Raw genomic sequence first — 21,022 nt, 5'->3', positions numbered from 1 at the left:
CGTACAAATTTTTTTGCCTTTTATGCGTTTAAATCTTGTTTCAGCTGATCAACGCTGCGCTCCCACATTTCAGGATTGTGGTTTCTTAAATACTCAGCAAGCACTTTTTTCGAACTGTCGTCCATCTGGTCGACAATAATTTTCCGCTTCATGGACTTGTCCATCAAGTTTACGTGGTCTGCGAGAATTTTATAGCCGCGGCGCTTTTCCCGGTTCACAACCATTTCGCAAGCCGTCACACCTGCGTAATACGGCCCTTCCGGATTAAAGTCAATCGTGATCCACACGAGCCAGTACGGTTTTCCGCCTTCCGAATCCTCCCGATTGACTGTAAATTTGATCCCCCGTTCGACTTGGCTGCGGGCGTGCATGGCGCCGATATCAATAAAAGCCTCCTGCTCTTCGATATCGATAAACAGCGGCGAGACGTTTTCGAGCGACAATGAACCGATGCCATAGCCTTTATGGCCATCCGTCGGGTCGTTCTTTATGATGGTGAAGCCTACTTTTTGTTTTGGTTTTTCTTCGTTTGCCATGTGTACATTCCCTCCGTTCTGATATGATAAGAATATCCCTAAAAAAGGAGCTGTGTCCATTATGCCATACGTAACTGTGAAAATGCTCGAAGGCCGCACGGAAGACCAAAAGCGTGCCCTTGTCGAAAAAGTGACCGAAGCCGTCTCTGAAACAACTGGCGCTCCTGTCGAAAACGTCGTCGTCTTCATCGAAGATATGAAGAAAACTGACTACGGCGTCAAAGGAAAACTGTTTTCGGATATCTAATTCCAATTTTCTAAAGAAAAAACTCCCTCAAGGGAGTTTTTTTAATGCACTCAATTCTTCAATAAAGGCAAATGCCTCTTCAATCTCTTCCTCTGTAAAGTTCAGCTTCCCTTTGACGACGTGAAGCTTCTCGATTTGTTCGCTGCGTTCCAGCTGGTCAAAATACAGAAGCGTGGCGGTCAATTCCAAAAAGCGCGCGCTTTTTTCATTGAGCTTCTCGGCATAAGCGGGGTCTTCCAGCACCGATTCTTTCAAAGTGCTCCGGAAATCGCCGCCTTCCTTTGTCACGCTGTATTTATATTGGACATAAGATCCTTTGTCTTCCATTTCCTCCGACAAAAATCCCATATCGCAAAGTTCTTCGACCCGGGCCGTCAGCTCTTCCGAATACGGTCCATAAATGTGGAATTCATATTTTTCCTGAAAAGGAACCCCCATTTTCTTTAAGATGTAGATCATCTTCTGCATCTTCTTGCGTCCGGTAATTCCTTCTGCTGCGGCAATAAAATCCACAATTTTCGCATGTTCCTGGAGCAACTAAATTCCCCCTTCTCTTAACATTTCCAGTATTTGCTGTTTGACGGCTTTTTTCTTGCCATCGATCAATAATTCAGCTGGAAAATACAATTTATAGTCTGTGCGCCGCTTCCCGGAGATCGCATCGACGATTTGGGACAAGCGGGACAGTTCTTTAATTTCACCGGACGGCATCAATAATTGGATCGGAAGGCGTTCTTCCTCTTCTCCCGGACGGTAAAAGTCATATGGCAAATCGGACGTAGAGTCATCAATCAAATAATAATCCGGGTCGATACCGGCTTTCCGGAACAGCTGCGCGAGTTCCCCGAGCTTCCGGTAGTCTTTCCCGGGATCAAAATCGACGTATTGGAATAAGCGCCGATTCACAAAACGGTCGCTCAAATCCGCCAAAATTGGATCGCGTTCCGTCATCCACAATTGGAAGTACGTCATCAAAACGCCTTCATCCAGCGCCAAGTAATCCTTCAGCGTGAACGTGCGGTCGAAAAATGACAGGAAATGCGTGGGTGGCTGGGCAAATTCATAGCCGCCTTCACTCAATTCTTTCGCCCGCTGGAGGATTTTCCGCAAAATGACTTCAGCGCTGCGGGCAACCGGATGGAAATACACTTGCCAGTACATCTGGTAGCGGCTCATGATGTAATCTTCGATGGCATGCATGCCGCTTGACTTGATCACCACTTGGTCATCTACCGGACGCATGACGCGGAGAATCCTTTCCATATCAAAATGGCCGTAGGAAACTCCCGTGTAATACGCATCCCGCTGCAAGTAATCCATGCGATCCGCATCGATCTGGCTCGAAATCAGCGAGACGACTTGTTTATTGCCGTAGGTTTTGGCAATGACTTCCGCAACTTTCGCAGGAAAATCCGCTCCCACTTTTGTGAGGACGCGGTTGACTTCGGTATCGCCAAGCAAAATTTCGCGGGTGAATTCTTCGTGGTCGACTTGAAATACTTTTTCAAATGAATGCGAGAATGGCCCGTGGCCAAGATCGTGAAGAAGCGCCGCACATAAAACGACAAGCCGTTCACTTTCATCCCATTCCGGGCGGCCATGGAAAATGTCGTCGGAAATCCTCCGGACGATTTCGTAGACGCCGAGGGAATGGCTGAAGCGGCTATGTTCTGCGCCGTGGAAGACTAAATATGAGGTGCCGAGCTGCTTGATGCGCCGCAGACGCTGGAATTCGCGTGTGCTCACCAAGTCCCAAATCACTTGGTCCCGCACGTGTATGTATCGGTGAACCGGATCTTTAAACACTTTTTCTTCAGCTAATTTTTGCGATGCGTAATCCACAAGCCCACCTCCAAATTTTCCTGCGTAACAGGTATTCTACACCAGCAAAAGGACCTCATTCAAGAGGCCCCGGAAGCATTTTCGCGTTGCGTTCAACGACGCGATTCAAATAAAATCCGTAAAGTTCAGTCTCATCAGGCATTAGCGGACGCGGCGCCGGCGACCCCAGCAATTCATATAAATTTATGACAACTTCCTGAACGGTTATTTCCTTATTCAACAATTCGCTCAGCGAAGCCATCACTTCCGGTTTGATTGCCGGGTAATCGAATTTGGTGTCTTCGCCTTGCAGCCCTTTTTCATAAAAGCCGCGAATCAGTTCCGCGCGTGCTGCACCAAAACCTTCCACGCAAAGATAGACTTGAACAGCGATCCCTTTGCGTATGCGGCGCTGGGAAATGCCCGCGAACTTTTTGCCGCCGATGCTGAGGTCGTAGGAACCTGGACAATACGAACCGACAATCTCGTAAGCTTCAATTGGCGCTTCCGGAAACAGTGCCTGCACCAGTTCGAGCATCATATCATAGCCGGCCGATATATCGATGGCGTGCTCTTTCTCCGAAACGACCAGTGAAATATTCAAAACGCCGGCATCAAGAACCACGGCCAATCCGCCGGAATTCCGTACAATCGGGTGGTAGCCGTTTGCTTCCAAGTATTCCATACCCGCTCCGACATGCGGCAAACGGTGATCTTGGATGCCAAGCACGACCGTATCGTCATGGACCCACGTCCGGACGGTCGGCTCGCTTCTGCCGCTGCCGACCAGTTCGCATAATGTATCATCCGCCGCAAATGATTCCAGCGCCGAACGTTTTTTGGCGCTCAAGGATTGGTCCCAGAAACGCCAATTGGTTTGCTGTGAAAATAAGCTCATATTCATTCTCCTCAAAAGCGTTTTGCTTAACTCTAGTCTACCCGACTCTTCGCCCGCTGAAAAGCTGCGGCAGCAATGACGAATTGGTGACAGCCTCCTGTTTTGGAGGAACTTAAATGGCTGTTGTGATAAACTGGATGGGAGAGATTCAGATCAAAGGAGTGTTTAGAGAATGAATGAAGCTGCAATTACATTAGACGGCTGGTACGTCCTCCACGATTTCCGTTCGATGGACTGGGTGTCCTGGAAAATGCTGACGGACGAAGAGCGCCAATTTGCGATCGACGAGTTCCAGGCATTTATGGACAAAATCAACCAAGCCGATGAAAATAAAACAGGTGCCCACGCTTTATATTCAATCGTTGGCCAAAAAGCGGACTTGATGCTGATGCTGCTTCGCGAAACGATGGATGAGCTGCGCGAGCTTGAGACCGAATACAATAAGCTGACATTGATCGCTTATACTGTCCCTACTTATTCGTATGTATCGGTTGTTGAACTTTCCAACTACCTGGCTGGAAAATCAGACGAAGATCCATACCAAAACCCTCACGTACGCGCGCGTTTGTATCCTGAACTTCAGCGTTCGCAGTACATCTGCTTCTACCCGATGGATAAGCGCCGCGAAGGCGACGACAACTGGTACATGCTGCCAATGGACACACGCAAAGAATTGATGCTGTCCCACGGCAAAATCGGCCGCAGCTATGCCGGCAAAGTCAAACAGATCATTTCCGGATCTGTCGGCTTTGACGATTACGAATGGGGCGTTACGCTGTTTGCGGACGACGTTCTCCAGTTCAAAAAATTGATCTACGAAATGCGCTTTGATGAAGTGAGTGCACGATATGCAGAATTCGGTTCTTTCTATGTGGGAACGCGTTTAGATGCAGAGCGCACAGCTAAATTTTTGGAAGTGTAAAATGAAAAACCGCCCTCGGGCGGTTTTTTTTATTGTTTGAGCTCCGAACGCACCTCGGAACCATATTTTCGCACCCCAATGCTGCATTTCCGCACCTCAAATCGATATTTTCGCACCTCAGAACGATTTTTCCGCACCTTATGGACCAATTCCTTTCCTTCATCCTCAAAATGCATGCGACAAGATCGGCGCATCTCGATTTTTCAGAATTCCGACACAGCTCTATTCTCCCAACTCGCCAACACTGCGCTATACTAAAAGAAAAATGGGGTGTTCAGATGTTCATGTTCGCCATGCGTCGAACCCAGTTTGCAAAATGGGCTTTACTTTTGCTTGCACTCGTCCTCACCAGCAATTTCCTGCTCTACCATTCTTCTTTCTCCAGCATCATCATTCCGGAAGAAAGCGTGTGGGTCGTCAGCGGCTCGCTGCTTGATTTAGCTCTGGTTGCGCCGCTCCTGTTGCTTGCTGCTTTCCGGTTGACCGCCAAACAGTTCATCGGACTGATTGCTTCGGGCATCATACTGGCCCGCTTGCTCATTCCTTCTTCTTATATTGAACCATTCTCCGGACTGGTCTACGCAGCAATCGGACTGGAAGTCCTGGTCATAGCGGCAGAGGCTGCGCTGATTTTCTTTTTATGCTATCATTTCCCCAAAATCTTGCGGTCCATTAAAAATCAAGAAGAGAGTCCGCTTTTTACTCTTTTTCCAGCGACATTCGCTGTCATGAAACCCAATCCGCTTGTTTCCGTTGTTCTCTCGGAAGCGTTAGTAGTCTACTATGCCTTCTTCTCCTGGAAGAAACGGGCACCTGACACGCCTTATACCGTTTCACTTCACAAAAATACGAGCGCCATCGCCTTTTACATCATGCTGATTCACGCAATCGTAATAGAAACCATCGGCATCCACTGGTTCCTGCACGAAAAATCGCTGATGCTCTCAATGATTCTGCTCATCCTAAACATCTATTCCGTGTTTTATTTTCTGGCTGAAATACAGGCCATCCGCTTAAATCCGTTGACGGTCAAAGACGGTTCTGTCCAATTGTCCCTCGGGTTGAGCAAACGGATGACGTTCCGCTTGGATTCCATCGAGTCCATCCGGTGGGGCGAACCTGCTAAAAAAGACACCTTGGAATTTATCGCAAACGACATCGAAACCGGCGAACCTCAACTCGTCATCAACTTCAAGGCGCCTCAAAAAGCGACACTATTCTATGGCCGTACGAAAGAGGTTTCCCAAATCGCCTTGAAAGTGGATAACCCGGAAAAATTGAAAAACTTACTGGAACAATAAAGGAGTTGTCCCAAAAATAATTTGGGACAACTCCTTTTTCACACAATTTATAATGCTTTTGCAGCTGCCACAACCACCAGGATCCACGCAGCGATAAAAGCTACTCCGCCAATTGGTGTAATGGCGCCCAGCACGCTGATGCCAGTCAAGCTCAAGACATATAGGCTGCCAGAGAAAATGATGATGCCTGCCAGCATCAAATAGCCTGCCCAGCTTAATGAACCCAAGTTGCCGATCAGCGACGAACTCATTAAGATGGCAATGGCTATTAAGCCAATGGAATGAAACATTTGATATTGGACGGCTGTCTGCCATGTGTCCAAGTATTTATCGGCAATGCGCCCTTCCAGCAAATGGGCTCCAAATGCCCCGAAAGCAACAGACAGCATGGCATTGACTGCTCCTGCAATTAAGAAAAACTTCATGATGGGTCCTCTACTTTCTAGTTAAAATTCAAACAATGAATCGCCGTTTGCATCTTCTTCTTTGAGTTTATTGACCGATGAGACGGTTTGCACTTGCGGAGACGCTAGCGGCATCGCTTTCGGCCTGCTGGATTCAGCCAGCGGTTCATCGTTCAGCAGCAGGTCGCATAAAGCCCGAATGGCCGCAACCGATTCACGGACTTTTGCCGGCTCCGCATTTTTCGCCTGTGCAGCATGCTTTTCGATCTCCGTTACGATCCGGACAGCTTCAATCGCCATTTGAACTCCCCCTCTCTACTTCTAATCATCCTATTTTATCACGCGCAGAGAAAAGCCGTCAGGCCAAACAGAAATCTATCGGCTTTTCTCCGCGTGCCTGTAACAGTTCGTTCACTTTTGAATACGGTTTGCTGCCGAAGAATCCACGGCTCGCACTTAATGGACTCGGATGCACCGATTCAATCACGTCATGCCGCTCCAAATCGATCAGCTGTTTTTTCTTTTGGGCCGGCTTTCCCCACAGCACAAAAATAACAGGCTCTTCGCGTGCTGATAATTTACGGATGACTTCGTCGGTGAAAATCTCCCAGCCACGATTGCGGTGCGAATTGGCTTCGCCTCCCCGGACCGTAAGCACTGTGTTCAGCATCATCACCCCTTGGTCCGCCCATTTTGTCAGCGTTCCATCTTTCGGCTTGTCGCAGCCGATGTCCTCTTTCAGTTCCTTGAACATATTGCGCAGGCTCGGCGGATGGGGGACGCCTGGCTGAACGGAAAAGCTGAGGCCATGCGCCTGGTTGGGCCCGTGATAAGGGTCCTGGCCCAAAATCACGACTTTTACATCCCGATACGCAGTATGCTCAAACGCATTCCAAATGTCTTCTTTCGGCGGATATACCGTTTCGTTTTCATATTCTCTTTTCAGGAATTCCCGCAATTCCAGGTAATAAGGCTTGTCAAATTCCGCACCTACAATTTCTTGCCAGTCGTTTTGAAAAATTTTCTTTGGCATGCCAGCCACTCCTTATTCTTCAAATTCTACCGTAACGTCATAATCCACTAAATTAAACATGCTGCGGACCGATTGGGCAGCATTTTCTTCTGCCAGCTCCAATACGCCTTGCCCTTTCGTTTCTTCCAGAATCAATTGCTTCGCTTCATCGGCTAATTCAAAAGCTTCGGAAATATCAGAGCCGCCGCTGAACAAACCCTCGTAAGTGTAGATTTCCGCCTGGTCCATAAACAATTCCGGACCTCCAAGAAAATCGGCTTTCGGCAAAGTCAATGTCGCCGTTTTCGCATCTTCATCGAGTTCGATGTCATTTTCCGTTAGTTCGGAGAAATCCACTCCTGCACGGACCGATCCTGGAATCACAACTAAAATCTGGCGTTTGGTCCCCGGCAGATCAAGCCCGATATCTTGGCCAAATACTTTATTGTCTTCCCGCTCGATAATCACTTTCGAAAAAGCTTCGGCAGTTGCTAACTCATTGAGATCCTGGATCTGCTCCAAAAATGCCCCTTTGCTTTCCGTAGCCGTGCTGCCTTGGATCATCCACCAAGTGCCAAGCGGCAACGCAATCAATAATAGCAGGAGGATAGTGATCAGCACCAAAAACGAATTGCGCCAAACACCCATCATCACTCGGATGCTTTTCCAGAATCCGGATTCTTTTGTATCTTCTTTCCCTTTTACTTCTTTTAATAAGCGTTCAATTTCCGTCAGTTTCGGATCTTTTGCCAAGTGCTCTCCCTCTTTCTTTTTATTCATTTCGTCTCCGCTCCATGATAGGATTAAAGAAAGGAGCGATGAGTATGGCGGACTTGCGTGAAAAAATAAAAACAATCTCCTCCACTAAAGGAGACCATGCCCCGGAAAGCGCCAAGCGCATCGGGTTATGGGTCATCGCCGCAATGGCGGCAGCTGTTTCCATTCTAACATTTATCATAGCAATTGGTCTTTTCAGAAACGGCAACTGGATATTAGCTGCCATCGCCAGCCTATTTTTTCTATTATCAGCTGCGACCGCGTATGTACTGGCGTTTCCCCATAAGCTGAATACTATGTAAATGCTTCGCCATTTGTTAAAATAAAGTGATAAACGAATCCATTTAAAAGGAGTTTTGATGATGTCATTGAAAAAGACTTTAACGATCGCTGGATCGGATACTTCCGGTGGAGCCGGCATACAAGCAGACTTGAAAACTTTCCAGGAACATGGCACATACGGTATGAACGCGTTGACCGTCATTGTCACAATGGACCCAAATAATGGCTGGAGCCACGGCATCCATCCGATTCCGGTTGAAACGCTGCATGCTCAATTGCAGACCGCCTTTTCTACAGGGGTTGATGCATTGAAAACCGGCATGCTGCCGACAGTCGACATTATCGAAATGGCCGGCAAAGCCATTAAAGACTCTGGCTTGAAAGACGTTGTCATCGATCCGGTCATGGCATGCAAAGGCGAAGACGAAGTGCTCTTCCCTGAAAATGTCGATGCCATGATCCAGCATTTGCTTCCGAATGCGAAAGTGGTGACGCCAAACTTGGTTGAAGCTGGCCAATTGTCCGGTATGGGCACGCTTCGCACAGTCGAAGACCTTCAAGCAGCAGCTGAAAAAATTCATGCACATGGTGCACAGTTCGTCGTCATCAAAGGCGGCAAGCAACTGCAGCATGAAAAAGCGGCCGATCTTCTATACGATGGCAAAAAGCATTATTTGCTGACAGCCGAAAAAACTGAGACGACTTACAACCACGGTGCGGGCTGTACATTCGCCGCTGCGATTACTGCTAATTTGGCGAATGGGCAATCGGTGAAAGATGCCGTATTAAATGCGAAGATCTTCGTTTCTTCAGCCATTGAGCATGGCTGGAAACTGAATGAATATGTAGGGCCGGTTATGCACGGCGCTGCCAACAAATTCCCGAAACCTGAAGTTGTCGTGACTGAACTTTAATCATAAATGAAGCCGAAAGAGGAGAGCACCGCTTTTCTCTTTCGGCTTTTATTTTTTTCTGCACTTTATAATTCTTTTGCCATCATCACTTGCTTCGTCGTCACTTGAAAGCCTGTTTCTGACAAAACTTGATGGGTGAATTTGTTCATTTCCACCGGAATATTCACTGCTACGCGATTGATTTCTCCGGAGAAGTTTTCAAAAACTTCGGAGATCAAACGGGCAGTCACGGACTTTGGATCTGCAGCCGACGGATCCGCTGCACATTGATAAAGCGTTGTCGCGATATGCTGGCCATTATCATCCTTAGCTTTCCGGAAATAGGCATAGCCCACCGCTTTGCCATCCACATCATAAGCAATCAGCGCCTCTCCGTCTTTGACGCTTTGCCATTGCGTTTGCCACGTAAAATCATGGCGATAGAAATCCAGGCTACCGGCATTTTCCGGACGGGCCGGTTTAATGATGATTGCTTGTGCGGATTCTCGTTCTTGCGGGTGCTTTGCCACTTTCCCTTTCAGTTGCATAAAGTCCACTTCATCCACTACTTCATATCCCATCTTCCGGTAAAGTTCGATTGCCGCTTTATTTTCATTGACAGCTTCAAGCGTCGCTAACTCAACTCCTGCACCCTTCAGCTGCTCAATCGTCTTTTCCATCATGCGTTTTCCAACGCCTTGCCCGCGAACGGATTTTGCCACACCTGTACCGCCGTTCCATGATACTTTTCTTCCGGCATTTTCGCGAAGCCCGTTTCGGACGATGCCTACCGGCTTGCCGCCATCAAATGCGACGATGGACAATTCTTCATCCAAGTCTTCCATTGCCCCTCTTTTTTCAAATGCTTCTGCCGTTGTATCCATATTAAAGTAATAGCCTTCAAATCCCTTATTCCAGGCTTCGACTTTTTCATCCATTGAACACTCAGACATCTTCTTCATTTCGAGCATTTGCTGTCCCTCCTCATTTGGTGAGCTTTCCCCCGTTAATTTTTTCGACAGACCCAGTTAAATTTCCTTTTTTCAACACGGCATGCTATCTTGCATAACAAACTAGTTGACGACTCCTCTTTTAAATGCTATCTTGTATTACAAAGTAGCACCTCCGCAATCCACTATCTTGCTTTGCGAGCTACCAGAGAGGAGCACGTATATGTCATCCAGCCAGATGCTAAAAGGAATACTTGACGGGTGTCTGCTCGGCATTATCCATAAAGGCGAAACTTACGGATATGAAATGATCGAAAAATTGGAGATCTACGGTTTTCGGATGGTCAGCGAAGGCAGTATTTATCCGGTGCTGATGCGCCTGCAAAAAGATGGGTTTGTCCGGTCGGTCATGAAAGAATCGCCGAGCGGCCCGAAAAGGAAATACTACACCCTCACCCCGTTAGGCGAAGAAGAATACGAACAGTTCAAAGAACGGTGGGAAAGCTTATCCCATTCTGTCAACCGACTTGTAAAGGAGGAAAACTAATGGTGTTATCAAGGGAAAGCGAAGAGTTCATTGCGAATTTGCGGATGTATTTGATGACTTCCGGAAAGAACGACCACGAAATCAATGAGATTGCGGAAGAATTGCGGGGCCATTTGGAAGATGCCGAAAGCCGTGGAAAAACAGTAGACAGCGTCACTGGCGGATCTCCCAAAACTTACTTGGAGACCATCCGCAACGAAATGAAAACCGATTATTTCGGTTTAACGAGATTGGCCCCTATGTTCATACTGCTGCTTATCGCTTATTTCATCACCGGTTCAGCTATTCGCGGCGATTTAAGTTTTTCCTTGCTGAAGCTCGTTGCTTACCCGGCTATTGCGCTTTTGAGCATCGGTGCTTATATTTATTACTTCCGGAAAATGAGTGCGGCTAACTATTCGACGAAAAAAGAGCTATCGATTTTTATCGCTATTCAAATCATCACCACCCTTTCGTTAGCGGCGGTTCTTTTCATAGACATCTTTTTCTTTGAGCCTTTCTATATACCTTCTCGCGAAACGATGTGGGTCATTGCAGCGCTTGGGGCTCTAGTTTTCATTGCAGGTGCCATCTGGACAAAAACGTGGATTACCATTATCCTTCCGCTGTTTCTATTCGGTCCGGATTTCATTCTGCAGTTCCTTCAATACAATGAAACGACAGAGCTGATCATTAGCGCAAGCGGCCTCTACCTTGGCATGGCCGTTGTAGTCCTTATTCTTTATTGGCAGAATAAAAAACAAAACCCTCACAAATCGTGAGGGTTTTTTAAACGGATCATTTTCTCCCGCAATTGTTCTTTATTCCATTCCACGATGTTTTCCGATGGCGAAGCGATGCCTTTGCGCTTTTTCACCTGAGGGTTTTTCGAACGCAAATATCCTTCCATCATGAAAGAGACGGACAATATTGCCAGGGCAATAAAAAAGACCGGATATAAAGGCAGCCACGGCGCCCCTTGGAGATAACGGAAAGTTGAACCGAACAGTCCTGCCCATTCATATGAAATGGACATGGGCGGATCGCCGAACAACGGATCGTAGCTGACTTTTGTCCCGCCGAGGAATAAATTCAGCAAACTGAGGTGAGCCATCACGATAAAAGTCTCCATCACCTGTTGGCCGTACAGAACCGCCAGTTTTTCACGCATTTGCGGATACAGGTGCTTTCGGATAATCCGGAAACGCCCTGCTCCCAATACACGGGAAGCGAGAACGTATTCTTTGCGGTATAGAAGCGCCGCTTCGTTCCCTACTAATACAGCCACGACCGGCATCGTCAATAATGACATCAAGACAACTTGGATCGCGATGCGCTCCCACACTCCATTTGCAAATCCTTCCGGCGGCATCCAAAGAACGGGATACAGTACATAAGCCGCAAATAAAGTCAAAGGGATGTAGTGAAGCGAATCGGCAAGTCCGCCAATCCATGCACGATGCTTTTGCAGGTAAGTCCCAAGCAAATAGCCGAACGGCACGGCAATTAGCATTCGAATTGCAGCGACTGCGAGTGCAGCGATAATGGTGTATTTTCCGCCAAGCATGATTTTGCCAAAGAGGTCATAGCCATACTGGTCGGTTCCAAGCGGAAATTCCCATTTCGGCGAAATCGGCGGCCCTTCCACGGCCCGTCCATTTTCTTCGATAAAAAAGATTTGCTTTGGCACATTGCCAAAAATCCATTCAAAGGCAAAGCTTCCGAAAAGGAGCAAAGCCATTATGCTGAAGCCAATGGCAAAATAAGGCTGCTTCCACATTTACGCCACTTCCTTTCCACGGAAATGGCGGAGGAAAAACCACTCGCCTACGCTGTAGAGAAGAAACATCGGCAAGAAAAAGCTGAAAATCGCCACGAGGAACACTTCAGGCGACATATTGTCGCGCATGAACAGCATAATACCCGGCATATTGAACATCAATTCTAAGACAAACAGATTCGACAACATAAACCAAATCGTTTTCTTGGATTGGAAAAATACCGAAATGATCGCATTCCGGAACATATGGATCCATACGATGAAAACTTTCGAAAAACCGAGCGACCGTGCAAGTTCAACATACATTTGCCGTTCTTCTTCCTGGAAAGTCAGCATGCACAGCCGGTAAAGCTGGATCATCGGCAATATCGCCAAACAGAGAACCGGAAGCCAATAGATCCGGTCGCCGCCTACTACCGCAATCTTAGAGATTAAGACATCCGTTTTTAAATAGATGAAAATGATGCCGAGCTGAGCTGCCATGATGATGAGCAGATCCGGAAGCGACTCCAGAAAGTACAAAAAGAGCTTTACCCGCTCTCGGGCCTTTTCCGATAACAGCATTGTCAGCACAGTAAATGCGAGAGCAAAAGCTGCCGCTGCCGCAAATGCTAAAAACAAAATTTGCAAAGAATAAAATATGTATTCGGCAATCGTTGGAAATAAGAACATTTCCCGTCCCGTCCGCAGATTCATCACAGAAAACTCCTGCAGCGGCCAAATTTCTTTCAGTACGCCTTGAAGCGACGAAAGATACTCGCTCAATCTCAGTTCGCCTTCCATCAATCCCCCGATAAGTACGGGGAAACCGCTGATTAAAACGATTCCAAGCAGCGAAAACACAAATCTCCATATAGTTCCCAATTCAGCCATCCCTTTTGTTCGAAAATTCTTTCATTCATTATGATAGCATTATTTCGGTTTCCGTAAAGCATCCTAATCGCATTCTTGCCCCTAATTCCCTATACTAAAAGAATACGGAATGTCTGAGGAGTGAAAGAAATGGAATTAGTTGAAGTAAAAAAATTGCAAGTCCACTTGGATGCCTTCGCTAATAGAGATGTCTATTTGCATCTGGAAACGACGAATGGCTCTTATGCGACTCATTTTAATGAAGGGTTTTTCAATGCCGGAGCTTTTATCCGCAATGTCGTCATTAACTACGAACTTGGCAAAGTGGTCGGTGACAGCCCGCACCGAGTCGGATTGAAGCTGCCGCATGGCTGGGTTTACGCCCAAGGCATTACGCACTATGAATTAGACGAGCACGGCCGATTATTGCTGGCTGGCCACGACGGATCAGGAAAATTGGCGGTAGCGCTTGAAATCAGCGAAACACCGTTCAGCTATTAAGGAGGCAGACGAAATGACAATTCCACAAGAACGCCACGTATTGGTGGTTTTCCCTCACCCGGATGATGAAGCCTTCGGCGTTTCCGGGACCATCTCGACCCATATTAAACGCGGCACCCCGGTTACTTATGCTTGCCTGACGCTTGGCGAAATGGGCCGCAATTTAGGCAATCCGCCTTTCGCTACCCGCGAATCGCTGCCGGAAATCCGCAAAAAAGAACTGCAGGCTTCGGCTGACGCGATGGGGTTGACCGATTTACGGATGATGGGGCTTCGGGATAAGACCGTTGAATTTGAAGACGACGAAAAAATGGTCGGCATGATGACCGACTTGATCAACGAACTGAATCCTTCCTTGATCATCACGTTCTATCCGAACCTTTCTGTGCATCCGGACCATGAAGCGACGGCACGTGCGGTTGTGCGTGCCGTACGGCGGATGGAAGACCGTCCGAAACTCCATTGTGTCGCTTTTGCCAATAACACATTGGAAGTTCTCGGCGCTCCGGACGTCCTGCATGATGTATCAGCTGTCCGCGACCAAAAGATGGGCGCGATGAAAGCCCATATTTCGCAGACGGTATGGATGCTTGAAGAAATGGAAAACAAATTGGCGCAAGGCGATCAGGAAACTGAAAACTGGCTCACGAAAGAACGTTTCTATAATTACCGCTGGGACCAGGATTTCGAAGAAACGTTTTAACAAAAATACCCTTATTTTCTTTTTGAAAATAAGGGTATTTTTCTGTGCTGTTTTCAGATAATATAAACATTGATTATACAGCGGTTTCATTGGGGATATTGTTGTATAATTAGTATTAATGTTGTGTTTTCATGCACAGAGAAAAGGGGATTTATTTGTGAAAAAGTTTTCGGCTTCAACTTGGATTTTGTTCCTGCTTCCTTCCTTGTTGGGAATTTTGCTCTTCTTAGTGCCAATTCCAACAAAAGATGGAGACGAAACGGTCTGGATGGTCACCATTGCCGTGTTGGCAAACCTGATGGCTGGTGCCATTGAATCCGTTGTCCCTTGGATTATGATGGGGATTTTGATCATTGCAGCTGTTGGTTCAGTAACAGCGATTGCAAAAAAAGTGAATGAGCATCACTCGGTATCATTTTTCGAAAAATTATTCAATGTAAATTTATTTTGGACAATTGTCCGCATTCTTGGTGCAGTTTTTGCTGTCATGGTCTTGTTCCAAATCGGACCTGAAGCTGTCTGGAGTGAAAATACCGGCGGAATGCTCTTATCCGGTGACGGACTTCTGTCTTTCTTATTTACGATTTTCCTCTTTGCCGGTTTGTTCTTGCCGCTCCTGATGAATTTTGGCCTTCTGGAATTCTTTGGAACCATGATGGTGAAAATTATGCGGCCTCTTTTCCGCCTTCCTGGCCGCTCTTCTATTGATGCATTGGCATCTTGGGTTGGAGATGGAACGATCGGGGTCTTACTGACAAATAATCAGTATATCCAAAACAAATATACGCAGCGTGAAGCAGCAATTATCGGAACGACTTTTTCCGTTGTTTCCATCACGTTCGCTATCGTTGTCATCCAGCAGGTCGGATTAGGCCAATATTTCTTGCCATATTACGGTACAGTTATTTTGGCAGGCATTGTTCTTGCGCTCATCATGCCGCGCATCTATCCGCTTGCCCAAAAGTCGACCAACTTCATGAATGGCGATCCGCAGGAATCTCAATCAGAAGAAGTTCCTGAAGGATACAGCGTTGCTTCTCACGGCGTTGAAAATGCCTTAACGAAAGCATCTGAAAACAAATCCATCAAAGAATTTTTCAAAGATGGCTTTAAAAACGTCTTGGATATGTGGATTGGCGTAGCACCGGTCGTTATGGCATTCGGTACTGTAGCGTTGATCTTAGCAGAGTATACGCCTGTCTTCTCTGTGCTCGGAACACCTTTCGTCCCTTACTTGAACTTGCTCGGCATTCCTGAAGCGGCTGAAGCGGCTCAACTGATGGTCGTCGGTTTTGCAGACATGTTCCTGCCTTCCCTTCTGGCTGAAGGCATTGAATCGGATATGACCCGTTTTGTCGTTGCGACGATGTCCGTGACTCAATTGATCTACATGTCTGAAGTCGGCGGTTTGCTCCTTGGATCGAAAATCCCGGTCAATATCTTCGACTTGGTCGTCATTTTCTTGCTTCGCACGATCATCGCATTGCCGATCGTTGCAGGAATTGCCCATCTATTGTTTTAGAATAAAGAAAATGCCCTTCGCAGCTGCGAAGGGCATTTTCTTTATTCGATTAAGCGTGCATGAATTTTTTTTTCAACTTTTCCAGCATGTCTGCCGTCATGGCATCCAGATCGTACTGGGCTTTAAAGCCCCACTCTTTTTGCGCAACTGAGGCATCAATGCTGTCCGGCCAGCTGTCTGCAATCGCTTGGCGAACCGGGTCGACACGATAAGTCATGTTGAAATCCGGAATGTGCTTTTGGATCGAAGCGGCAATCTGTTCCGGGTCAAAACTCATGGCCGTCACATTGAAAGCATTGCGGTGCTCTAATCTCGAAGCGTCTGCTTCCATCAAATCGACGATTGCTTGAAGCGCATCCGGCATATACATCATGTCCATATACGTTCCTTTTGCAATAAACGATTCGTAGCTCTTCTGCTCGACTGCCTTATAATAGATGTCCACGGCATAGTCGGTCGTGCCGCCGCCTGGAGGAGCTACATAGGAAATCAATCCAGGGAAACGGACGCCGCGTGTATCAAGCCCGAACTTCTGGAAATAATAATCGCATAGAAGCTCTCCTGAAACTTTATTGACCCCGTACATCGTGGTCGGACGCTGCAATGTATCTTGCGGCGTATTTTTTTTCGGCGTTGATGGACCGAATGCACCGATGGAGCTTGGCGTGAAGAATTGCATATCCAATTCGCGCGCCGCTTCCAGCGCATTCACCAGGCCGCCCATATTCAAGTTCCAGGCAAGCAGCGGCTTTTCTTCAGCCGTCGCTGACAGCAAAGCCGCCATGTGCATGATGGTATCCGCCTCAAAGTCTTTTGCCAAATCGTGCATCTTTTGTCCGTCTGTGACATCCAATACGTTAAAAGGGCCGCTCTCATCATTCGTTGCGCGGATATCTGTCGCCAAAACATTGTCTGCTCCGTAAATTGTGCGCAGTTTTGTGGTCAACTCTGAACCAATCTGCCCAAGGGCTCCCGTGATCATTATTCGTTTCATTTTATGTGCTCCTCTCAAATAAAACATTTGTCCTCTGTATAAATACATTAAATTCAATATAAACATTGATTAATTAAGCTTTTCTATCTAGCCATTATAATTTGTTCTCTTTAAAAATACAATGAATTTCACTGGATTTGTGCCGAAATAGGCTAAACAGTTCACTTGTATCTCCTGATTGGCCGATGCTATAATGAGAAAGTTGTTCCAGCCTATTTAAGGCCTGAGCAGAACTTATTAATCGCTTTTTTTTAAGTTTTAAACCAAGTATTCCACTGTGTTTTATTGCGTTAGTTTCCCTCTTCTGGAAGAGGGGTATATTATGCGAAACAGACGGGAATGCCTTTTGTGTGGAATTTGGAAAGGCCGTTAATAAACAGATAAGAATGGAGGCATTTATTTCATGAAAAAATTTAGTTTTGCACTACTATTATTGATTGCCGCACTTGTATTGGCAGCTTGCGGCGGGGGCTCTCCAGAAGAAGACCCGACGACAGACGATGCAGCAGGCTCTGGCGGTTCGAGCAGCTCAGAAGGCGATTTGCTGGCTGAAGTCCAAGAAGAAGGCAAATTGATCGTTGGGACGGAAGGCACATACCCTCCTTTCACGTTCCATGACGACTCCGGCGAATTGACCGGATTTGATGTTGAAATTGCACGCGAAGTCGGAAAGCGCTTAGGCGTTGAAGTCGAATTCCTGGAAACTCAATGGGATGCAATTTTTGCAGGACTTGATGCAAGCCGCTTCGATATGGTAGCGAACCAAGTCGGCATTAACGAAGAGCGCCAGGCAAGCTACGATTTCTCAGATCCTTACATCACTTCTACTGCTGTATTGGTTGTTGCGAAAGGCAATGACGAAATCAAAAGCTTTGAGGATTTGGAAGGAAAACTTTCCGCTCAATCTTTGACAAGCAACTACGCAGAAACTGCGCGTTCTTATGGAGCTGAAATCGAAGGCGTTGAAGGATTCAACCAAGCCATCGAACTATTGAATTCGGGCCGCGTCGAAGCGACGGTAAACGATAATTTGACTGTACTTGATTTTCTGAAACAACGCCCGGATGCGAACATCGAAATTGTTGATGAAGCAGACGATGCAGCGAAAAGTGCCTTATTGTTCCGCAAAGACAGCGGTGCAATTGTAGAAGAAGCAAATAAAGCCCTTGCCGAAATGATTGAAGACGGCACGTATGATGAAATTTCCGAAAGATGGTTCGGCGAAAATGTACTTGAATAGTATTTTTTCTGATCCTGTCCGGATGGAGCGGCTAGTCGACATCTCCCAGACGTCCTGGCTGCCCCTTTTGGAAGGGCTGATCCAGTTTACTGTCCCTTTGTCGATTATTTCTTTTATCATCGGTCTGATATTAGCAGTTTTGACAGCGTTGGCACGTATTTCTACGATCAAAATTCTGCAAGTGATTGCCCGGGTCTACGTATCCATCATCCGCGGCACTCCTTTGCTCGTTCAATTATTCATCTTATTCTATGGCCTCCCGTCGCTCGGGGTGACGATTGATCCGTTCCCGGCTGCGGTCATCGGCTTTTCCTTGAATGTCGGCGCATACGCATCCGAAGTCATCCGCGCATCCATCCTTTCGATTCCGAAAGGCCAATGGGAAGCTGCCGATACAATCGGCATGACATATGTCCAGTCGCTTCGCCGCATTATTTTGCCGCAAGCGGCCCGCGTTTCGGTTCCGCCGCTGTCCAATACGTTCATTAGTCTCGTGAAAGATACTTCGCTGGCATCACTCATTCTCGTAACGGAAATGTTCCGCATTGCCCAGCAAATCGCTGCGACCAACTATGAATTCCTATTACTATACGGCCAAGCCGCCCTGATCTATTGGGTCGTCTGTTTCCTTCTATCTGTCGGACAAGGCCGTCTGGAAAACCGGTTTGACTTCTACGTTTCACGATGATGAATGGTTATGGAGCGAATAATAAAGCACTGGCTGCAGTGAGGAGCGAACTATGATAACGATAAAGAATTTGCATAAGAAGTTTGGCGACCTGGAAGTCTTAAAAGGCATTGACTTGGAAGTGAAAAAAGGCCAGGCCTTTGTGGTCATCGGCCCTTCCGGATCCGGTAAAACGACTTTCCTGCGCTGTTTGAATATTTTAGAAACCCCTTCTGCCGGCGTTATTTCCATCGATGAACAATCGGTCGATTTTGCAAAGCCGGTTCCGAAGAAAAAAGTGAACGCTTTCCGGAAACAATCTGCGATGGTGTTCCAGCACTATAATCTATTCCCTCATATGACGGCGCTTGAAAACGTCATGGAAGGCCCTGTAACGGTACAAGGGCAGGACAAAGCCGCTGCCCGCAAAAAAGCGGAGCAATTGCTTGCGAAAGTCGGCCTCGGGGATAAAGTGAACGAATACCCGTTTCAGTTATCCGGCGGACAGCAGCAGCGTGTCGGCATCGCCCGCGCGCTTGCACTTGAACCAAAAGTGATGCTGTTTGATGAACCGACTTCAGCGCTGGATCCTGAACTTGTGGGCGAAGTGCTGCAAGTTATGAAAGATTTAGCGTCAGAAGGCATGACGATGGTCGTGGTCACCCACGAAATGCGTTTTGCCAAAGGCGTGGCTGATGAAGTCCTCTTCATGGACGGCGGACACATCATTGAACGCGGCAAACCTGAGGATATTTTCGGACATCCAAAAGAAGCCCGTACCCAGCAATTCCTGAACTTGATCCAAAAAACAGATGTTATTTAAACCCGCAGCCGTTATTGGCAGCGGGTTTCTTTTTGTATTATTATTCTATTTTCTTGTTTTTTATTCTCTCTAATGGTTTTATTGTATACTGAAACTATCAGATTTGAAGGAGAGTCGAAAGAATGAAACCATTGATAGAGGAAAAGATTGAGTCACTTTATGCAGAAATGGTGGAAACACGCCGCTATCTGCACATGCATCCAGAGCTTTCCCACCAGGAAGTCCATACGCCGGAATTTATCGCACAGCAATTAGAAAATATAGGGATTGAAGTTCGCCGGAACGTTGGCGGCCGCGGTGTAGTCGGTACCATCCATGGACGCCTGCCCGGCAAAACGATCGCTTTTCGTGCTGATTTCGATGCGTTGCCGATCACTGACCAAAAAGAAGTCGCTTATAAATCGACTGTGCCTGGCGTGATGCACGCCTGCGGCCATGACGGCCATACCGCAGCTTTGCTCGCTTTTGCGAAAGCGATGGTTTCAATCAAAGACCAATTGCCTGGCACGATTGTGCTGATCCATCAATTCGGTGAAGAAGTGGCGCCGGGCGGAGCGCAAGCAATGATTGCAGACGGCTGCCTGGAGGGAGTCGATGCGATTTACGGCGCCCATCTTCAAAGCAAGATGGAAAGCGGCAACGTTTTTGTGCGCGATGGCTTTTTACAGGCTTCTGAAGATACCTTGAAAATCGTTGTTCGCGGCTATGGAACCCACGGTGCAGAACCGCATACCGGTGTAGACCCGATTCTTGCAGCCAGCCACATTATGATTGCTCTGCAATCGATCGTCAGCCGGAATGCCGATCCGCTGAAAGAATTGGTGGTGTCAATCGGAAAATTCCATGCAGGCGATGCCGATAACGCCATTCCAAGCGAAGCGGTGCTTGAAGGGACAATTCGTGTATTCGATCCCGAACTGCGGAAGTTGGCAACCGAGCGGGTCCAAGCGATTGCTGAAAATGTGGCGCGGGCAATGGGTGCCGAAGCGGAAGTGACGATTGAAGCCGGCTATATTTCCTTATGGAATCATCCGGAGGCGGTTGAAGTGGTACGCCGAGCTGCTACCCAAGCCATTGGCGAAGAACGGGTGGTCGAAACGGAACCCATCATGCCAGTGGAAGATTTCGCTTATTTCACGCAAGAACGTCCAGGTGCTTACTTTTTCGTCGGAGCGAAAATGGCCGATGAACGTTTAAGCTACCCGCATCATCATGAAAAATTCGATTTCGATGAGCGTGCGATGCTTGTTGCGGCAAAAATGTTTGCGGCCCTTTATTTTGAGGAGCAAAATATGAGGACGGAAAGTATTTCTTGATTCAAAGGGAGTAAATGGCTTGCTTGGGAAAGTATTTCGCTTGGCACGGAAAGTA

Annotated in this window: 26 protein-coding genes; 14 read left to right on the top strand and 12 right to left on the bottom strand. The window is 47.2% G+C overall.

The window, feature by feature from the left end; genetic code table 11:
* Positions 1-20: 20 nt before the first annotated feature.
* On the bottom strand, positions 21-536 hold the full coding sequence (locus BN1080_RS03915; RefSeq protein ID WP_052650642.1) for a YwhD family protein: 516 nt from the start codon (positions 534-536) through the stop codon (positions 21-23).
* A 61-nt stretch (positions 537-597) separates the two neighbouring features.
* Between BN1080_RS03915 and BN1080_RS03910 the strand changes: the two genes are divergently transcribed.
* Complete coding sequence (locus BN1080_RS03910; protein WP_052650641.1) at positions 598-783, top strand: 2-hydroxymuconate tautomerase; 186 nt, start codon at positions 598-600, stop codon at positions 781-783.
* Positions 784-810: 27 nt separating this feature from the next.
* Here BN1080_RS03910 and BN1080_RS03905 read toward each other — a convergent pair whose 3' ends face one another.
* From BN1080_RS03905 to BN1080_RS03895, 3 genes are read right to left on the bottom strand one after another with little or no spacing between them, the layout of a single operon-like run.
* The gene (locus BN1080_RS03905) at positions 811-1,320 is read right to left on the bottom strand and encodes a YwgA family protein (RefSeq protein ID WP_052650640.1); all 510 of its coding nucleotides are present in this window, start codon (positions 1,318-1,320) and stop codon (positions 811-813) included.
* A complete protein-coding gene (locus BN1080_RS03900; RefSeq protein WP_052650639.1) occupies positions 1,321-2,625 on the bottom strand; it encodes an HD domain-containing protein in 1,305 nt (434 codons plus the stop codon).
* A gap of 55 nt (positions 2,626-2,680) precedes the next feature.
* Positions 2,681-3,502 (bottom strand): octanoyl-[GcvH]:protein N-octanoyltransferase, encoded by an 822-nt coding sequence (locus BN1080_RS03895; RefSeq protein WP_052650638.1) that lies wholly within the window; start codon positions 3,500-3,502, stop codon positions 2,681-2,683.
* Positions 3,503-3,674: 172 nt separating this feature from the next.
* On the opposite strand from BN1080_RS03895, the gene hemQ reads away from it, so the two are divergent.
* Positions 3,675-4,424: a hydrogen peroxide-dependent heme synthase gene (gene hemQ, locus BN1080_RS03890; protein ID WP_052650637.1), complete on the top strand. Its 750-nt coding sequence runs from the start codon at positions 3,675-3,677 to the stop codon at positions 4,422-4,424.
* A gap of 278 nt (positions 4,425-4,702) precedes the next feature.
* A complete protein-coding gene (locus BN1080_RS03885; RefSeq protein WP_110925566.1) occupies positions 4,703-5,725 on the top strand; it encodes a beta-carotene 15,15'-monooxygenase in 1,023 nt (340 codons plus the stop codon).
* A gap of 47 nt (positions 5,726-5,772) precedes the next feature.
* On the opposite strand, the gene BN1080_RS03880 is transcribed toward BN1080_RS03885, so the two are convergent.
* From BN1080_RS03880 to BN1080_RS03865, 4 genes are read right to left on the bottom strand one after another with little or no spacing between them, the layout of a single operon-like run.
* Positions 5,773-6,150 (bottom strand): DUF423 domain-containing protein, encoded by a 378-nt coding sequence (locus BN1080_RS03880; protein WP_052650636.1) that lies wholly within the window; start codon positions 6,148-6,150, stop codon positions 5,773-5,775.
* A gap of 21 nt (positions 6,151-6,171) precedes the next feature.
* Positions 6,172-6,429: a YwdI family protein gene (locus BN1080_RS03875; protein ID WP_052650635.1), complete on the bottom strand. Its 258-nt coding sequence runs from the start codon at positions 6,427-6,429 to the stop codon at positions 6,172-6,174.
* Between the two features lie 58 nt (positions 6,430-6,487).
* The gene (locus tag BN1080_RS03870) at positions 6,488-7,162 is read right to left on the bottom strand and encodes a uracil-DNA glycosylase (RefSeq protein WP_052650634.1); all 675 of its coding nucleotides are present in this window, start codon (positions 7,160-7,162) and stop codon (positions 6,488-6,490) included.
* A 12-nt stretch (positions 7,163-7,174) separates the two neighbouring features.
* Positions 7,175-7,921 carry a DUF4230 domain-containing protein gene (locus BN1080_RS03865; protein WP_234398923.1) on the bottom strand — a complete coding sequence of 249 codons (747 nt, stop codon included), beginning with the start codon at positions 7,919-7,921 and terminating at the stop codon, positions 7,175-7,177.
* Between the two features lie 44 nt (positions 7,922-7,965).
* Between BN1080_RS03865 and BN1080_RS03860 the strand changes: the two genes are divergently transcribed.
* Positions 7,966-8,220 carry a hypothetical protein gene (locus BN1080_RS03860; protein WP_052650633.1) on the top strand — a complete coding sequence of 85 codons (255 nt, stop codon included), beginning with the start codon at positions 7,966-7,968 and terminating at the stop codon, positions 8,218-8,220.
* A gap of 60 nt (positions 8,221-8,280) precedes the next feature.
* The gene (gene pdxK, locus BN1080_RS03855; protein ID WP_052650632.1) at positions 8,281-9,114 is read left to right on the top strand and encodes a pyridoxine/pyridoxal/pyridoxamine kinase; all 834 of its coding nucleotides are present in this window, start codon (positions 8,281-8,283) and stop codon (positions 9,112-9,114) included.
* Positions 9,115-9,179: 65 nt separating this feature from the next.
* On the opposite strand, the gene BN1080_RS03850 is transcribed toward pdxK, so the two are convergent.
* Positions 9,180-10,064, bottom strand: coding sequence for a GNAT family N-acetyltransferase (locus BN1080_RS03850; RefSeq protein ID WP_052650631.1), 885 nt, complete (start codon positions 10,062-10,064; stop codon positions 9,180-9,182).
* A 202-nt stretch (positions 10,065-10,266) separates the two neighbouring features.
* Between BN1080_RS03850 and BN1080_RS03845 the strand changes: the two genes are divergently transcribed.
* Together BN1080_RS03845 and BN1080_RS03840 are read left to right on the top strand one after the other, a co-directional pair.
* Positions 10,267-10,590 (top strand): PadR family transcriptional regulator, encoded by a 324-nt coding sequence (locus BN1080_RS03845; RefSeq protein WP_052650630.1) that lies wholly within the window; start codon positions 10,267-10,269, stop codon positions 10,588-10,590.
* Positions 10,590-11,351, top strand: a complete 762-nt coding sequence (locus BN1080_RS03840) for an HAAS domain-containing protein (protein WP_052650629.1) — start codon at positions 10,590-10,592, stop codon at positions 11,349-11,351. Before BN1080_RS03845 ends, BN1080_RS03840 begins: the two co-directional genes overlap by 1 nt.
* Here BN1080_RS03840 and BN1080_RS03835 read toward each other — a convergent pair.
* The gene (locus tag BN1080_RS03835; protein ID WP_052650628.1) at positions 11,339-12,349 is read right to left on the bottom strand and encodes an ABC transporter permease; all 1,011 of its coding nucleotides are present in this window, start codon (positions 12,347-12,349) and stop codon (positions 11,339-11,341) included. The genes BN1080_RS03840 and BN1080_RS03835 overlap by 13 nt on opposite strands.
* Positions 12,350-13,213: an ABC transporter permease subunit gene (locus BN1080_RS17155; RefSeq protein WP_407674774.1), complete on the bottom strand. Its 864-nt coding sequence runs from the start codon at positions 13,211-13,213 to the stop codon at positions 12,350-12,352. It lies immediately after the preceding gene.
* Between the two features lie 138 nt (positions 13,214-13,351).
* Between BN1080_RS17155 and BN1080_RS03825 the strand changes: the two genes are divergently transcribed.
* The 3 genes from BN1080_RS03825 to BN1080_RS03815 all read left to right on the top strand — a co-directional run bounded on the left by BN1080_RS03825 (position 13,352) and on the right by BN1080_RS03815 (position 15,927).
* A complete protein-coding gene (locus BN1080_RS03825; protein WP_052650626.1) occupies positions 13,352-13,702 on the top strand; it encodes a YojF family protein in 351 nt (116 codons plus the stop codon).
* 13 nt (positions 13,703-13,715) lie between these two features.
* Positions 13,716-14,405, top strand: coding sequence for a bacillithiol biosynthesis deacetylase BshB2 (gene bshB2 / locus BN1080_RS03820; RefSeq protein ID WP_052650625.1), 690 nt, complete (start codon positions 13,716-13,718; stop codon positions 14,403-14,405).
* A 157-nt stretch (positions 14,406-14,562) separates the two neighbouring features.
* Positions 14,563-15,927, top strand: a complete 1,365-nt coding sequence (locus tag BN1080_RS03815) for a YjiH family protein (protein WP_052650624.1) — start codon at positions 14,563-14,565, stop codon at positions 15,925-15,927.
* A gap of 49 nt (positions 15,928-15,976) precedes the next feature.
* On the opposite strand, the gene BN1080_RS03810 is transcribed toward BN1080_RS03815, so the two are convergent.
* Positions 15,977-16,921, bottom strand: coding sequence for an L-threonine 3-dehydrogenase (locus BN1080_RS03810; RefSeq protein ID WP_052650623.1), 945 nt, complete (start codon positions 16,919-16,921; stop codon positions 15,977-15,979).
* A 403-nt stretch (positions 16,922-17,324) separates the two neighbouring features.
* Between BN1080_RS03810 and BN1080_RS03805 the strand changes: the two genes are divergently transcribed.
* The 4 genes from BN1080_RS03805 to BN1080_RS03790 all read left to right on the top strand — a co-directional run bounded on the left by BN1080_RS03805 (position 17,325) and on the right by BN1080_RS03790 (position 20,967).
* On the top strand, positions 17,325-18,161 hold the full coding sequence (locus BN1080_RS03805) for an amino acid ABC transporter substrate-binding protein (RefSeq protein WP_052650622.1): 837 nt from the start codon (positions 17,325-17,327) through the stop codon (positions 18,159-18,161).
* Positions 18,148-18,849, top strand: coding sequence for an amino acid ABC transporter permease (locus BN1080_RS03800; RefSeq protein ID WP_052654379.1), 702 nt, complete (start codon positions 18,148-18,150; stop codon positions 18,847-18,849). Before BN1080_RS03805 ends, BN1080_RS03800 begins: the two co-directional genes overlap by 14 nt.
* 52 nt (positions 18,850-18,901) lie before the next feature.
* The gene (locus BN1080_RS03795) at positions 18,902-19,651 is read left to right on the top strand and encodes an amino acid ABC transporter ATP-binding protein (RefSeq protein WP_052650621.1); all 750 of its coding nucleotides are present in this window, start codon (positions 18,902-18,904) and stop codon (positions 19,649-19,651) included.
* Between the two features lie 122 nt (positions 19,652-19,773).
* Positions 19,774-20,967: a M20 metallopeptidase family protein gene (locus BN1080_RS03790; protein ID WP_052650620.1), complete on the top strand. Its 1,194-nt coding sequence runs from the start codon at positions 19,774-19,776 to the stop codon at positions 20,965-20,967.
* Positions 20,968-21,022: the final 55 nt, after the last annotated feature.

Origin of the sequence: Planococcus massiliensis (assembly GCF_000821325.1) — a bacterium.
Lineage (GTDB): Bacteria > Bacillota > Bacilli > Bacillales_A > Planococcaceae > Planococcus > Planococcus ruber.
The sequence above is the reverse complement of the archived record's forward strand: the minus strand, read 5'-3'. Positions and strand labels throughout refer to the sequence as shown.

Coding starts and splice junctions, on each gene's coding strand:
- BN1080_RS03915 (WP_052650642.1), bottom strand. CDS start 536: ATGGCAAACGAAGAAAAACCAAAACAAAAAGTAGGCTTCACCATCATA.
- BN1080_RS03910 (WP_052650641.1), top strand. CDS start 598: ATGCCATACGTAACTGTGAAAATGCTCGAAGGCCGCACGGAAGACCAA.
- BN1080_RS03895 (WP_052650638.1), bottom strand. CDS start 3,502: ATGAGCTTATTTTCACAGCAAACCAATTGGCGTTTCTGGGACCAATCC.
- hemQ (WP_052650637.1), top strand. CDS start 3,675: ATGAATGAAGCTGCAATTACATTAGACGGCTGGTACGTCCTCCACGAT.
- BN1080_RS03885 (WP_110925566.1), top strand. CDS start 4,703: ATGTTCATGTTCGCCATGCGTCGAACCCAGTTTGCAAAATGGGCTTTA.
- BN1080_RS03880 (WP_052650636.1), bottom strand. CDS start 6,150: ATGAAGTTTTTCTTAATTGCAGGAGCAGTCAATGCCATGCTGTCTGTT.
- BN1080_RS03875 (WP_052650635.1), bottom strand. CDS start 6,429: ATGGCGATTGAAGCTGTCCGGATCGTAACGGAGATCGAAAAGCATGCT.
- BN1080_RS03870 (WP_052650634.1), bottom strand. CDS start 7,162: ATGCCAAAGAAAATTTTTCAAAACGACTGGCAAGAAATTGTAGGTGCG.
- BN1080_RS03865 (WP_234398923.1), bottom strand. CDS start 7,921: ATGAATAAAAAGAAAGAGGGAGAGCACTTGGCAAAAGATCCGAAACTG.
- BN1080_RS03860 (WP_052650633.1), top strand. CDS start 7,966: ATGGCGGACTTGCGTGAAAAAATAAAAACAATCTCCTCCACTAAAGGA.
- pdxK (WP_052650632.1), top strand. CDS start 8,281: ATGTCATTGAAAAAGACTTTAACGATCGCTGGATCGGATACTTCCGGT.
- BN1080_RS03850 (WP_052650631.1), bottom strand. CDS start 10,064: ATGCTCGAAATGAAGAAGATGTCTGAGTGTTCAATGGATGAAAAAGTC.
- BN1080_RS03845 (WP_052650630.1), top strand. CDS start 10,267: ATGTCATCCAGCCAGATGCTAAAAGGAATACTTGACGGGTGTCTGCTC.
- BN1080_RS03840 (WP_052650629.1), top strand. CDS start 10,590: ATGGTGTTATCAAGGGAAAGCGAAGAGTTCATTGCGAATTTGCGGATG.
- BN1080_RS03835 (WP_052650628.1), bottom strand. CDS start 12,349: ATGTGGAAGCAGCCTTATTTTGCCATTGGCTTCAGCATAATGGCTTTG.
- BN1080_RS03825 (WP_052650626.1), top strand. CDS start 13,352: ATGGAATTAGTTGAAGTAAAAAAATTGCAAGTCCACTTGGATGCCTTC.
- bshB2 (WP_052650625.1), top strand. CDS start 13,716: ATGACAATTCCACAAGAACGCCACGTATTGGTGGTTTTCCCTCACCCG.
- BN1080_RS03810 (WP_052650623.1), bottom strand. CDS start 16,921: ATGAAACGAATAATGATCACGGGAGCCCTTGGGCAGATTGGTTCAGAG.
- BN1080_RS03805 (WP_052650622.1), top strand. CDS start 17,325: ATGAAAAAATTTAGTTTTGCACTACTATTATTGATTGCCGCACTTGTA.
- BN1080_RS03800 (WP_052654379.1), top strand. CDS start 18,148: ATGTACTTGAATAGTATTTTTTCTGATCCTGTCCGGATGGAGCGGCTA.
- BN1080_RS03795 (WP_052650621.1), top strand. CDS start 18,902: ATGATAACGATAAAGAATTTGCATAAGAAGTTTGGCGACCTGGAAGTC.
- BN1080_RS03790 (WP_052650620.1), top strand. CDS start 19,774: ATGAAACCATTGATAGAGGAAAAGATTGAGTCACTTTATGCAGAAATG.